At 69.9% G+C, this 13,310-nt stretch carries 12 protein-coding genes; 5 read left to right on the top strand and 7 right to left on the bottom strand.

Going from position 1 to position 13,310, the window contains the following annotated elements:
• Positions 1–97 precede the first annotated feature (97 nt).
• Together ACWGKT_RS10090 and ACWGKT_RS10095 are read right to left on the bottom strand one after the other, a co-directional pair.
• Entirely contained in the window at positions 98–1,615 is a 1,518-nt protein-coding gene (locus ACWGKT_RS10090) for a S8 family peptidase (protein ID WP_453273201.1), read from the bottom strand.
• A 65-nt stretch (positions 1,616–1,680) separates the two neighbouring features.
• On the bottom strand, positions 1,681–3,207 hold the full coding sequence (locus tag ACWGKT_RS10095; RefSeq protein ID WP_453273202.1) for a S8 family peptidase: 1,527 nt from the start codon (positions 3,205–3,207) through the stop codon (positions 1,681–1,683).
• A gap of 248 nt (positions 3,208–3,455) precedes the next feature.
• On the opposite strand from ACWGKT_RS10095, the gene ACWGKT_RS10100 reads away from it, so the two are divergent.
• The 3 genes from ACWGKT_RS10100 to moaA all read left to right on the top strand — a co-directional run bounded on the left by ACWGKT_RS10100 (position 3,456) and on the right by moaA (position 6,573).
• Positions 3,456–3,812 carry a DUF485 domain-containing protein gene (locus ACWGKT_RS10100; protein ID WP_356142961.1) on the top strand — a complete coding sequence of 119 codons (357 nt, stop codon included), beginning with the start codon at positions 3,456–3,458 and terminating at the stop codon, positions 3,810–3,812.
• Positions 3,809–5,428, top strand: coding sequence for a solute symporter family protein (locus tag ACWGKT_RS10105; protein WP_453273203.1), 1,620 nt, complete (start codon positions 3,809–3,811; stop codon positions 5,426–5,428). The genes ACWGKT_RS10100 and ACWGKT_RS10105 overlap by 4 nt, the downstream gene beginning before the upstream one ends.
• 155 nt (positions 5,429–5,583) lie before the next feature.
• On the top strand, positions 5,584–6,573 hold the full coding sequence (moaA, locus tag ACWGKT_RS10110) for a GTP 3',8-cyclase MoaA (RefSeq protein WP_356142957.1): 990 nt from the start codon (positions 5,584–5,586) through the stop codon (positions 6,571–6,573).
• A gap of 77 nt (positions 6,574–6,650) precedes the next feature.
• Here the strand turns inward: moaA and ACWGKT_RS10115 are convergent, their stop codons facing one another.
• Positions 6,651–6,884, bottom strand: coding sequence for a hypothetical protein (locus ACWGKT_RS10115; RefSeq protein ID WP_235458192.1), 234 nt, complete (start codon positions 6,882–6,884; stop codon positions 6,651–6,653).
• A gap of 228 nt (positions 6,885–7,112) precedes the next feature.
• A complete protein-coding gene (locus tag ACWGKT_RS10120; RefSeq protein ID WP_356142954.1) occupies positions 7,113–7,511 on the bottom strand; it encodes a DUF3099 domain-containing protein in 399 nt (132 codons plus the stop codon).
• A gap of 260 nt (positions 7,512–7,771) precedes the next feature.
• On the opposite strand from ACWGKT_RS10120, the gene ACWGKT_RS10125 reads away from it, so the two are divergent.
• Positions 7,772–8,056 carry a GlsB/YeaQ/YmgE family stress response membrane protein gene (locus ACWGKT_RS10125; RefSeq protein ID WP_356142952.1) on the top strand — a complete coding sequence of 95 codons (285 nt, stop codon included), beginning with the start codon at positions 7,772–7,774 and terminating at the stop codon, positions 8,054–8,056.
• 57 nt (positions 8,057–8,113) lie between these two features.
• On the opposite strand, the gene tyrS is transcribed toward ACWGKT_RS10125, so the two are convergent.
• Genes tyrS through ACWGKT_RS10140 form a run of 3 tightly spaced genes read right to left on the bottom strand, consistent with a single transcriptional unit; the run spans position 8,114 to position 12,349 of the window.
• Entirely contained in the window at positions 8,114–9,382 is a 1,269-nt protein-coding gene (gene tyrS, locus ACWGKT_RS10130) for a tyrosine--tRNA ligase (RefSeq protein WP_453273204.1), read from the bottom strand.
• Positions 9,383–9,425: 43 nt separating this feature from the next.
• Entirely contained in the window at positions 9,426–10,829 is a 1,404-nt protein-coding gene (locus tag ACWGKT_RS10135) for a metallopeptidase TldD-related protein (protein ID WP_453273205.1), read from the bottom strand.
• Positions 10,826–12,349: a TldD/PmbA family protein gene (locus tag ACWGKT_RS10140; RefSeq protein WP_356142946.1), complete on the bottom strand. Its 1,524-nt coding sequence runs from the start codon at positions 12,347–12,349 to the stop codon at positions 10,826–10,828. The genes ACWGKT_RS10135 and ACWGKT_RS10140 overlap by 4 nt, the downstream gene beginning before the upstream one ends.
• A 238-nt stretch (positions 12,350–12,587) precedes the next feature.
• Between ACWGKT_RS10140 and fabG the strand changes: the two genes are divergently transcribed.
• Positions 12,588–13,307 (top strand): 3-oxoacyl-[acyl-carrier-protein] reductase, encoded by a 720-nt coding sequence (gene fabG / locus ACWGKT_RS10145; protein WP_453273206.1) that lies wholly within the window; start codon positions 12,588–12,590, stop codon positions 13,305–13,307.
• The last annotated feature ends 3 nt before the right edge of the window (positions 13,308–13,310 follow it).

The following is a 13,310-nucleotide window of genomic DNA, read 5'->3' on the forward strand; positions in this document are numbered from 1 at the left end:
TATGCAGTATTGATTCAATCAATGTAAGAGGATGGCCGCGCAAAACGCCCGGGCCGGGCGGTCATGCCGCCCGGCCCGGGTCATGTGTTTGGAGGTTCTACTTGGTGACGGCGGCCAGTGCGTCCGCCATGCCCCAGCCGTAGAAGCTGTTGAGGTTCTTCGGGCCCTGGCACACCGCGTCGACCTTGCCGTCGCCATTGATGTCGTACGGGTCCGTGCACGGCGTGGCGTCGGCCTGGGCGTACAGGAGCGCCTTCACCATGGCCGCGGGCGCGTGCGGGTGGGTCGACTTGATCAGCGCGGCCACACCCGCCACGTGCGGCGACGCCATCGACGTGCCGGCCATGTAGCCCCACTTGCCGCCCGGCAGCGGGCCCAGGATCAGGCCGCTGGTCGCCGGGGGCGCCGGCTTCTGGTACGCCGTCGAGTCACCGCCGGGCGCGGCGATGTCGATGACCCCGAAGCCGTAGTTGGAGAAGGACGACTTGAGGCCCTTGGCGCCGGTCGCGGCGACCGTGACGACACCCGGCAGCTGGGTCGGTATGTCGTAGCACTTGTGCGGGTCGATCACCCGGTCCGACGGGGTGCCGTCGTTGGGGGAGACCGGGTCGGTGATCGAGTCGGCGTCCAGGTCGTAGTTCTCGTTGCCCGCCGCCGCGACGTTGACGGTGCCCTTCCTCTCCGCGTACCGCGAGGCCCGGGTGATGGCGTCCACGAGCGCCTTCTGGTCCGGGTCGTCCTTGCAGTTGAAGTACCACGGGTCGGTGTAGTAGCTGTTGTTGGTCACGTCGACGCCGTGCTCGGCCGCCCACATGAAGCCGCAGACCACGGCCTCCGTGTAGAAGTAGCCGTCCGGGTTCGCGACCTTGATGCCCGCGACCCTGACGCCCGGCGCCACGCCCGTGATGCCGACGCCGTTCTTCGCTCCCGCTATCTCACCGGCCACATGGGTGCCGTGCGGGCTCTCGGACGCGCTGGGCCGCCAGGAGCCGTCGGTCGTGTCCGGCTTGCCCGACACGCAGTTGGCGGAGGCGTCGCGGTCGAAGTTGGGCGCGATGTCGGGGTGGGTGTCGTCGACGCCGGTGTCGATGACGGCGACGGTGACGTCCCTGCTGCCGAGGGACTTCTCGTGCGCCTTGTCCGCCTTGATGGCGGGCAGGTCCCACTGCAGCGGCTCCAACGGGTCCTGCCCGTCGGCGGCCTGCGCGTTCGCGACCTGCTCCGCGCCGAGCACCTTCGGGGTGCCGACGTCGGTGGTCGACTGCGCGGGCAGCGGCGTGTGACGCGTGGCGCCCGCCGACTCGACGCCGGGCACCGTGCGGATCGTCTTCGCGAAGTCGGGGTTCGACGCGTGGACGACGATCACGCCGATCCGGTCGTACGAGATCACCACCGTGCCACCGGCCTCGGCGATGGCCTTCCGCACATGTGCGGAGAGCCCGAAACCGGGGTGGACGTTGACGACATAGCTGAGCGAGGTCGCGTCACTGGTGACCGTCGTCGTGGAGTCCGCGGCGGACGCGGTGACGTTGGGCAGGAACGCGAGGGCCGTCGCCAGGGCCATCCCGGCCGGGATCGCCATGGCGCGACGGTAGCGCGGGTGAGGCGCTGTCATGTGTCTGTGTCTCCAGTTCGTTCGCGGTACGAGGGGGCCGTGCGGGAAGTCCTGCGCCTCGGGCCCTACTTGACGGCACGCAGCGCGTTGACGACGCCCCAGCCGTAGAAGCCGTTGACCCGCTTGCCGCCCACACAGGTCGCGTCCACGACGCCGTCACCGTTGCCGTCGTACGGCCCCGCCGGGCAGCCCGGGTTGTCCGCCTCGGCCTTGAGCAGCGCCTGTAGAGCGGCCGGAGTGGCGTACGGGTGGGTGGACTTCAGCAGCGCGGCCACGGCGGCCACGTGCGGAGAGGCCATGGAGGTGCCCTGGAGGAAGCCGTACTGGTTGTTCGGCAGCGTCGACAGGATGCGGCCGTTCTTCGACGGCGTGTCCGGGATCTGGTACTTGTCGCCGCCCGGGCCCGCGACGTCGACGACGCCCATGCCGTAGCTGGAGTAGTACGACTTGGCGCCCTTGACGCCCACCGCGCTCACGGTGACCACGCCGGGCAGCTGGGTCGGCACGTCGAAGCACTCGTGCGGGTCGACCGTGCGGGTCGTGGCCGTCGAGTCGTCGGGGCTGGAGGCGTCGACGAGGGCGTCCGCGTCGAGGTCCTCGTTGGAGTTGCCCGCCGAGGCGACGTTGAGCGTGCCCTTGCGCTGGGCGTACCGCTGGGCCCTGTTGACCGCGTCGACGATGGCGCGCTGGTCCGGGTCGTCCATGCAGTTGTACAGCCACGGGTCGACGTAGTAGCTGTTGTTGGTGACCTCGACGCCGTGGTCGGCGGCGAACACGAAGGCACAGACGACGCTCTCCGGGTAGAACAGCTGGGTCGAGTCGGGCTGGGCGACGGTGATGCTCGCGACCTTCACGCCGGGCGCGACACCCGCCACGCCTATCCCGTTGCGGGCCGCGGCTATCTCACCCGCCACGTGCGTGCCGTGGTAGTGGTCGGCGTCCGCCGGCCGCCAGGCGCCGTACGTCGTGTCCGGCTTGCCGCTCACGCAGTTCGCCGACTGGGAGGCGGAGAAGTTCGGCGCGATGTCCGGGTGGGTGTCGTCGACGCCGGTGTCTATGACACCGACGGTCACGCTCCTGCTGCCGGGGTTGATCGTGGCCGCCTTGTCGGCGCCTATCGCCCGCAGGTCCCACTGGTCGGCCTCCAGCGGCTCCTCCCCGGCCGCCGAACCCCGCGCCACCTTCGCGGCCTCCGCCTTCGACAGGACCTGCGCCGCCCCCTCGTCGGTGGTGCCCGCGGGGCTCAGCGGCGCCGTCCGGGTGGCACCGGCGGACCGCACGCCGCGGACCGCGCGCATCTCCTTGCCGAAGTCCGGGTTCGACGAGTGGACGACGATCACACCGATCCGGTCGTACGTCACCACGATCGTTCCGCCGTGTGCCGTGATCGCCTTCTGTACCGACGCGATCGTGTGGTGGTCCGTTCCGGTATTGACCACATAGGCGAGGTTCGGGCCGTCGGTCGCCTGGGCCGCCGTGCCGGTCAGCGGGGCCGCCGCGGCCCCCGACGGCAGGAAGCCCAGCGAGGCGGTCAGCGACAGCACGACCGGTACGGCGAGTGCGAGCCGGCGTCTGGAGCGCAGATGAGCCATGGGATCTCCACATCATCCTGAAACGAAACCACCCGGGCACAGGTGGTGCTCGGGCGGGTACATGACGGGTGGCGCACGGCGAAGCTATCTCCCTGTCTCATCGGCCAGCAATGACTTGGTCAAGATGACTTCCGAAAGAACTCATAGGACTTGAACCGCTCCTCGCGTGGCGCCGTGACCTCCGACAGGGAGCACGAGCACGATCGTGCTTCCCCTTCGCAAACCCACCCGCAGCACGAGGAGACTCCGTGGCCACCGAGACACCGCCCCCCGCGAAGGAGCAACACCGGCTCCCGTCCCCCGAGGAGTTCGCCGAGGTGCAGCAGAGCGCGGAGTTCGGTGAACTGCGCCGCTCATACCGCTCCTTCGCCTTCCCGCTGACCGTCGGCTTCATCACCTGGTACCTCCTGTACGTCCTGCTCTCCAACTACGCGGGCGACTTCATGGGCACCAAGGTCGTCGGCAACATCAACGTGGCCCTGGTCCTGGGGCTCGCCCAGTTCCTCACCACGTTCCTCATCGCCTGGTGGTACGCGCGGCGTGCCGCGACCGAACTGGATCCCAAGGCCGAAGCCATCAAGTCCCGTATGGAGGCCGGAGCATGAGCCCCGCGATCACCCTCGCGGCCGGAGAGGCGAGCGAGCACCGGCCGCTGATCATCTCCCTGTTCGCGGTGTTCGTCGCCGCGACCCTCGTCATCACCGTCTGGGCGGGCCGCCAGACCAAGGACGCCGCCGACTTCTACGCCGGCGGACGGCAGTTCACCGGTTTCCAGAACGGCCTCGCCGTCTCCGGCGACTACATGTCCGCCGCGTCCTTCCTCGGCATCGCGGGCGCCATCGCCCTGTTCGGCTACGACGGCTTCCTGTACTCCATCGGCTTCCTGGTGGCCTGGCTGGTCGCCCTGCTCCTGGTCGCCGAGCCGCTGCGCAACTCGGGCCGCTACACGATGGGTGACGTGCTGGCCTACCGGATGCGCCAGCGCCCGGTGCGGACGGCGGCGGGCACCTCCACCATCGTCGTCTCGATCTTCTACCTGCTGGCCCAGATGGCGGGCGCGGGCGTCCTCGTCTCCCTGCTGCTCGGCATCACCAGCGACGGCGGCAAGATCGGCATCGTCGCCCTGGTCGGCGTCCTGATGATCGTCTACGTGACCATCGGCGGCATGAAGGGCACCACCTGGGTCCAGATGGTCAAGGCGGTGCTGCTGATCGCCGGGGCCCTGCTGCTGACCTTCCTGGTCCTGCTGAAGTTCCACTTCAACGTCTCCGATCTGCTCGGCAAGGCCGCCGACAACAGCGGCAAGGGCGCCGCCTTCCTGGAGCCCGGTCTGAAGTACGGCGCGACGGGCACCACGAAGCTCGACTTCATCTCGCTCGGCATCGCCCTGGTCCTGGGCACCGCGGGCCTGCCGCACATCCTGATCCGCTTCTACACCGTGCCGACCGCCAAGGCCGCGCGTAAGTCCGTCATCTGGGCGATCGGCCTGATCGGCGCCTTCTACCTGATGACCCTCGCCCTCGGCTTCGGCGCCGCCGCGCTGATCAAGCCGGACGAGATCATCGCCTCCAACAAGGCGGGCAACACCGCCGCCCCGCTGCTCGCCCTGCACCTGGGCGGCGTGGACTCCAGCTGGGGCGCCATCCTGCTCGCCACCATCTCGGCGGTCGCCTTCGCCACGATCCTCGCGGTCGTCGCGGGACTGACCCTGGCCTCGTCCTCCTCGTTCGCCCACGACATCTACGCGAACGTCATCAAGAAGGGCCAGGCCAGTGAGAAACAGGAGGTCAACGCCGCCCGCTACGCCACCGTCGGCATCGGCGCCGTCTCCATCCTGCTGGGCGCCCTGGCCCGCGACCTGAACGTGGCCGGACTGGTGGCCCTCGCCTTCGCGGTCGCCGCCTCCGCCAACCTGCCGACCATCCTCTACAGCCTCTTCTGGAAGCGGTTCACCACCAACGGCGCGCTGTGGTCGATCTACGGCGGCCTGGTCACCGCCGTCGGACTGGTGCTGTTCTCGCCGGTGGTCTCCGGCAAGCCCACGTCGATGTTCCCGGACGCCGACTTCCACTGGTTCCCGCTGGAGAACCCCGGCATCGTCTCGATCCCGGTCGGCTTCCTGATCGGCGTCGTCGGCACCCTCCTGTCGAAGGAGGAGCCCGACACCATGAAGTACGCGGAGCTGGAGGTGCGGTCCCTGACGGGCACCGGAGCACACTGAGCGCTTCGCACGGACGGCCGCGTCGTGGGCATTGTACGGTCCTACGACGCGGCCGCTTCGTCCCTAGTGGTATCGGGCCTCGGCCGGTGTCAGTGGTGTCACGTAGGCTCGCAGGTGACGGAAAACAATTGGTCCGGATGCGGGAGGGGGCCCACGTGCTCATCGACACCTACGGCCGAGTGGCCACCGACCTGAGGGTCTCGCTCACCGACCGGTGCAACCTGCGCTGCACGTACTGCATGCCGGAGGAGGGCCTGCAGTGGCTGGCCAAGTCCGACCTGCTGACGGACGACGAGATCGTCCGCCTGATCGACATCGCGGTGCGGACGCTGGGCATCGAGGAAGTCCGTTTCACCGGCGGCGAGCCCCTGCTGCGCCCCGGCCTGGTCGGCATCGTCGAGCGCGTCGCGGCACTGGAGCCGCGCCCCCGGACCTCCCTCACCACCAACGGCATCGGCCTCAAGCGCACCGCCGCCGCGCTGAAGGCGGCGGGCCTGGACCGGGTCAACGTCTCCCTCGACACCCTGCGCCCGGACGTCTTCAAGGCGCTCTCCCGCCGCGACCGTCACCAGGACGTCATCGACGGCCTCCAAGCCGCCCGCGAGGCGGGCCTCACCCCGGTGAAGATCAACACGGTCCTGATGCCGGGCCTGAACGAGGACGAGGCCCCGGACCTCCTGGCCTGGGCGATGGAGCACGAGTACGAGCTCCGCTTCATCGAGCAGATGCCCCTGGACGCCCAGCACGGCTGGAAGCGCGAGGGCATGGTGACAGCGGCGGACATCCTGACCTCCCTGCGCACCCGCTTCGACCTCACGCCCGAGGGCGCGGGGGAGCGCGGCTCGGCACCGGCCGAACGCTGGGTGGTCGACGGCGGCCCGCACCGCGTCGGTGTCATCGCCTCCGTCACCCGCCCGTTCTGCGCCGCCTGCGACCGCACCCGCCTGACGGCCGACGGCCAGATACGGACGTGCCTGTTCGCCACCGAGGAGACGGACCTGCGCGCAGCCCTGCGCTCGGGCGCCCCCGACGAGGAGATCGCCCGCATCTGGCGCCTGGCGATGTGGGGCAAGAAGGCGGGCTCGGGCCTCGACGACCCGTCGTTCCTCCAGCCCGACCGGCCGATGTCGGCGATCGGCGGCTAGGGTCTTTCGTTTGGATCGGGCCGGATCAGGGAGCGGTGCCAGGGCCCGCGAGCCCGGCCTGATCCAAACGAGAGGCCCTAGGAACCCGAACCCTCCGGGGCCTCGCGCGTCTCCCACTCCTTCAGCAGGACCACGTCCTTGAGGAATCCCCGCACCCCGAGGAACTGCGACAGGTGCTCCCGGTGTTCGTCGCAGGCGAGCCAGGTCTTGCGGCGGTCCGGGGTGTGGATCTTCGGGTTGTTCCACGCCAGCACCCACACGGCGTCGGCACGGCAGCCCTTGGCGGAGCAGATCGGGGTCTCGTCACTCACGGGGTTCGTCTCACAGGGATGCGTTCAGAAGCGCTGCAAACAAGGCGACGCCGAGCAGCCACGGGGGGAGCTGCCCGGCGTCGGTCCGTCGCTCCGACGGGGGATGCGGAGCGCGTACGCAGTATGTCATGGGACACACGCCGCCCGGCACCGGAACAGCATGATTGATCTGAGCTTTTCTTGAGCTTTGAGCGGAGCCGCCATCCGGTTGCCCGGCGTCGGCGATGGTCACACCGGGTCGGCCCGCTCGCCCCGCATCCCGGCCGCCGAGTCCCCCGGAGCGTCCTCCGGGACGGATTCCGCGGGCGTGTCCCGAGCCTCGGGCGGGGCGAGCATCGGCCGCGGCGGCACGGCCACGAAGGTCGAGGGAAGCGACGGCGGCCGCTCCCGGCCCGCGTTGGCGGCGACCACGGCGACATAGGGGAGCAGCGCTCCGAGCACCAATGCCACCAGGGCGACGTGCCGTTCGACGTTCCAGAGGGTGGCCGCGAGGATCACCGAGGCGGTGCGGACGGTCATCGAGATGATGTACCGGCGCTGCCGGCCGCGCACGTCCTCGGCCAGGCCCGTCCGAGCCCCGGTGATCCGGAAAACCTGGACGTTGCCGCCGCCATGCTGCTTCCGCATCACATTCCACCATCCGCCCGTATCGGACTCTCCCCGGCCCGCGAACGCGTCCCACCCGTACGGGGAGCCGGACCGGGACACGGTCCACGTTACGCCGCGGCTGCGCCGCCTTCGAGACCGGGGCACCTCCCGTCCGGGCGAACGTCCTGCGCAGCGCTGCGTACGCCCGTACGTCGTACAGCCGTACCCGACGTGCGCCGTACGGCTGACCGGTCGACACTGGCCGTAATGCTCACGTCGAGCCGTACGAGGAGGCAGCCATGGGCTGGTTGTGGGCGATCATCGTGGGATTCGTGCTGGGCCTGATCGCCAAGGCCATCATCCCCGGCAAGCAGCACAGCCCACTCTGGCTGGTCACGATCTTCGGCATCCTGGGCGCCGTCGCCGGCAACGCGATCGCCGCCGCGTTCGGTGTCGCCGAGACCGGGGGCATCGACTGGACCCGGCACCTCTTCCAGCTCATCGCCGCGATCATCATCGTCGCCCTCGGCGACATGGCGTACATGGCCCTGTGGGGCAAGAGGAAACAGCAGCGGGTGACCTGACGACGGTCCGGCACGGCGAAGGGCGGCCCCCTCGGGGAGCCACCCTTCGCCGTTGTCTCAGGCCCCGACGACCTCGATCGCCGCCAGGTTCTTCTTGCCCCGGCGCAGCACCAGCCAGCGGCCGTGCAGCAGGTCCGCCTCGGCGGGGACCGCGTCCTCGGCGGTGATCTTCGCGTTGTTCACGTAGGCACCGCCCTCCTTGACCGTGCGGCGCGCGGCCGACTTGCTGGCCACCAGGCCGACCTCGGAGAACAGGTCCACCACCGGCGCGAGCTCGGCGACCTGGGCGTGCGGCACCTCGGACAGGGCCGCGGCCAGCGTCCGCTCGTCCAGGTCCGCCAGCTCGCCCTGGCCGAACAGTGCCTTGGACGCGGCGATCACGGCGGCCGTCTGGTCGGCGCCGTGCACCAGCGTCGTCAGCTCCTCGGCCAGCGCCCGCTGCGCGGCACGGGCCTGCGGACGCTCCTCGGTCTGCCTCTCCAGCTCCTCGATCTCCTCACGGGACTTGAAGCTGAAGATGCGCAGGAACTTGGAGACGTCGCGGTCGTCGGCGTTCAGCCAGAACTGGTAGAAGGCGTACGGCGTGGTGAGCTCCGGGTCGAGCCAGACCGTGCCGGACTCCGTCTTGCCGAACTTGGTGCCGTCCGCCTTGGTGATCAGCGGCGTGGCCAGTGCGTGCACCGCGACGTGCGGCTCGACCTTGTGGATCAGGTCGGCGCCCGCCGTGAGGTTGCCCCACTGGTCGCTGCCGCCGGTCTGCAGCGTGCAGCCGTACTTCCGGTACAGCTCCAGGAAGTCCATGCCCTGCAGGATCTGGTAGCTGAACTCGGTGTAGCTGATGCCCGCGTCGGAGTTGAGCCGCCGGGAGACGGCCTCCTTCGCGATCATCTTGTTGACCCGGAAGTGCTTGCCGATGTCGCGCAGGAAGTCGATGGCCGACAGGCCCTGGGTCCAGTCCAGGTTGTTGACCATGGTCGCGGCATGCGGTCCCTCGAAGTCCAGGAACTTCTCGATCTGGCCGCGCAGCCGCGCCACCCAGCCGGCCACCACCTGCGGGTCGTTCAGCGTGCGCTCCGCCGTCGGCTTCGGGTCGCCGATCAGGCCCGTGGCGCCGCCGACCAGACCCAGCGGGCGGTTGCCCGCCTGCTGGATCCGCCGCATCGTCAGGATCTGCACGAGGTTGCCGAGGTGCAGGCTGGGCGCGGTCGGGTCGAAACCGCAATAGAACGTGACAGGACCGTCCGCGAACGCCTTGCGCAATGCGTCCTCGTCCGTGGAGAGGGCGATCAGCCCCCGCCACGTCAGCTCGTCGACGATGTCCGTCACGGTTCTCGTATCTCCTTGAGTGGTCTCGTAATCAGGTACGAGGTTATACGCCCTGGCTGACAGAGCTCATATTGAAGTCGGGCACCCGCAGCGCGGGCATCGCAGCCCTAGTGAACCAGTCGCTCCATTCCCGGGGCAGCGTCTTTTCCGTGCGCCCGGCCTCCGTCGCCCGGCCCAGCAGGTCCACCGGCGACTCGTTGAACCGGAAGTTGTTCACCTCGCCGGTCACCTCGCCGTTCTCGACGAGGTAGACGCCGTCCCGGGTCAGGCCGGTCAGCAGCAGCGTCGCCGGGTCGACCTCGCGGATGTACCACAGGCAGGTCAGCAGCAGCCCGCGCTCGGTGGCCGCGACCATCTCCTCCAGGGAGCGGTCCTGGCCGCCGTCCAGGATCAGGTTCCCGATCACGGGCGCCACCGGCAGCCCGGTCAGGCCCGCGCTGTGCCGGGTGGTGGTCAGGTGCTTCAGGTCACCCTCGGCGACCCACTCGGTGGCCCGGACGGGAAGCCCGTTGTCGAACACCGACTGGTCGCCGCCGGAGGAGTGGGCCACGACGAAGGGGGCGCTCTCCAGTCCCGGCTCGTTCGGGTCGCTGCGCAGGCTCAGCGGCAGCTCGGTCAGCTTCTCGCCGACCCGGGTGCCGCCGCCCGGCTTGGAGAACACCGTCCGGCCCTCGGCCGCGTCCCGGCCCGAGGCCGACCAGAGCTGGTAGATCAGCAGGTCGGCCACCGCGGTCGGCGGCAGCAGCGTCTCGTAGCGGCCCGCGGGCAGCTCGACGCGCCGCTCGGCCCAGCCGAGGCGTACGGCCAGCTCGGCGTCGAGCGCGCCCGGGTCGACGTCCTTGAAGTCCCGGGTGGCGCGACCCGCCCAGGCCGAGCGCGTGCGGTCCGGGGACTTGGCGTTCAGCTCCAGCGTGCCGGTGGGCTGGTCGTGCCGCAGTCGCAGCCCGGTCGAGGTGCCCACATAGGTGGAGACGAGCTCGTGGTTGGCGAAGCCGTACAACTCGCGGCCGCCCGCACGCGCGCGTGCGAACGCCTCGCCGAGCGCGGGCGCGAAGTCCGCGAACACCGCGGACGAGGTCTCGGCCGGCGCGTCCGTGAAGTCCGGCGACTGGGGCACACCGGTGACCAGTGGCTGCGCGTCCTCCGCGGGGCCCGCCCCGCGCGCGGCGGCCTCGGCGGCCCGTACCAGCGGCTCCAGTTCCTCGGCGGTCACGGCCGAGCGGGTCACGACCCCCGACGCCGTGCCCTCCTTGCCGTCCACCGTGGCGACGACCGTGAGCGTACGGCCGCGGGTGACCCCGTTGGTGGTCAGCGCGTTGCCCGCCCAGCGCAGGTTGGCGGTGGAGTGCTCGTCGGCGATGACGACGCAGCCGTCCGCCCGGGACAGCTCCAGCGCGCGCTCGACGATCTCGTGCGGCTTGTCCGCCTGGTTGGTGCGGGCGCTCATCGACCGGCCTCCTGGGTGGTGTTGAGGATGTTGACGCCCTTGAAGAGGGCGGAGGGGCACCCGTGCGACACGGCGGCCACCTGTCCCGGCTGGGCCTTGCCGCAGTTGAAGGCACCACCCAGGACGTACGTCTGCGGGCCGCCGACGGCCGCCATGGAGCCCCAGAAGTCGGTGGTGGTGGCCTGGTAGGCGACGTCCCGCAGCTGGCCGGTGATCCGGCCGTTCTCGATCCGGAAGAAGCGCTGCCCGGTAAATTGAAAATTGTACCTTTGCATGTCGATCGACCAGGAACGGTCCCCGACGACGTAGATGCCCCGGTCCACACCCCCGATGAGGTCCTCCGTGGACAGCCCCGCCGGGTCCGGCTGGAGCGACACGTTGGCCATGCGCTGCACCGGCACATGCCCGGGGGAGTCGGCGAACGCGCACCCGTTGGAGCGGTCGAAGCCGGTCAGCTTCGCGATGCGCCGGTCCAGCTGGTAGCCGACGAGCGTGCCGTCCTTCACCAGGTCCCAGGACTGCGCCTCGACGCCCTCGTCGTCGTACCCCACGGTCGCCAGGCCGTGCTCGGCGGTGCGGTCGCCGGTGACGTTCATCCGCTCGGAGCCGTACCTGAGCTTGCCCAGCTGGTCGAAGGTGGCGAAGGAGGTGCCGGCGTACGCGGCCTCGTAGCCGAGCGCGCGGTCCAGCTCGGTGGCGTGGCCGATGGACTCGTGGATGGTCAGCCACAGGTTGGACGGGTCGACGACGAGGTCGTACAGGCCCGCCTCGACGCTGGGCGCCCGCATCTTCTCGGCGAGCAGTTCCGGGATCTGCTCCAGCTCGGTGTCCCAGTCCCAGCCGGTGCCGGTGAGGTACTCCCAGCCGCGGCCGACCGGCGGCGCGATCGTGCGCATCGAGTCGAACTCGCCGCTCGACTCGTCGACCGACACCGCGGTCAGCTGCGGGTGCAGCCGCACCCGCTGCTGCGTGGTCACCGTGCCCGCGGTGTCCGCGTAGAACTTGTTCTCGTGCACGGTCAGGAGCGAGGCGTCGACGTGGTTGACGCCGCTCGCCGCCAGCAGCCGCGCGCTCCAGTCCGTCAGCAGCGCCGCCTTCTCCTCGTCCGGCACGGAGAACGGATCGATCTCGTACGACGAGACCCACGTCTTCTCGGCGTGCACGGGCTCCCCGGCGAGCTCCACCCGCTCGTCCGAGCCCGCCGCCTTGATCACCTGCGCGGAGAGCTTCGCCATCGCCACGGCCTGCGAGGCCACCTTGGCGGCGGCGTCCAGGGTCAGGTCCACACCCGACGCGAAGCCCCACGTCCCGCCGTGCACGACCCGTACCGCGTACCCGAGGTCGGTGGTGTCCGACGTACCCGCCGGCTTGGCGTCCCGCAGCCGCCAGGACGCGCTGCGCACCCGCTCGAACCGGAAGTCCGCGTGCTCGGCCCCCAGCGCACGCGCGCGTGCCAGCGCGGCGTCGGCCAGGGCCCGTAGCGGAAGCGCCGTGAAGGCTTCGTCGATGGAATGAGGCACGGAGGTCTCCCTGCTGTCGTGGCCTGTTCCTCCGATCATGTCGCGCGAGCGGGTGCCCGGACCACAGATTTCGGCCCGGCATCCGGACTTTCTGTAGGGATCCGACAGTGCCGCCCCCGCGCCACTGTCGGTGCCCGCTTCTTTGCGAGAGCGGACGTACCGATAGGTTTTTGATAAAGCCGCCTGTCATCCAGGTGTCCGGGCGGACGTGCCAGACCGCTATCGAAAGGGTGATCCGTTGAGCCGCTCGGTTCTCGTCACCGGAGGCAACCGGGGCATCGGCCTCGCCATCGCCCGCGCTTTCGCCGACGCCGGCGACAAGGTTGCGATCACGTACCGCTCGGGTGAGCCGCCGGCCGCCCTGACGGAATTGGGCTGCCTCGCCGTGAAGTGCGACATCACCGATTCCGAGCAGGTGGAGCAGGCCTACAAGGAGATCGAGGCGGAGCACGGCCCCGTCGAGATACTGATCGCCAACGCCGGCATCACCAAGGACCAGCTCCTGATGCGCATGTCCGAGGAGGACTTCACCTCGGTCATCGACACCAACCTCACCGGCACCTTCCGCGTCGTCAAGCGCGCCAACCGCGGCATGCTGCGCGCCAAGAGGGGCCGCGTCGTCCTCATCTCGTCGGTCGTCGGGCTGTACGGCGGCCCGGGCCAGGCGAACTACGCCGCGTCCAAGGCCGCCCTCGTCGGCTTCGCGCGCTCCCTCGCCCGTGAGCTGGGCTCGCGCAACATCACCTTCAACGTCGTCGCGCCCGGCTTCGTCGACACCGACATGACCAAGGTGCTCACCGACGAGCAGCGAGAGGGCATCGTCAAGCAGGTGCCGCTCGGCCGGTACGCGCAGCCGGAGGAGATCGCCGCGACGGTGCGGTTCCTCGCCTCCGACGACGCCTCGTACATCACTGGAGCCGTCATCCCCGTTGACGGCGGACTGGGAATGGGTCACTGATCA

The sequence above is a fragment of the Streptomyces sp. NPDC054794 genome (assembly GCF_053611585.1).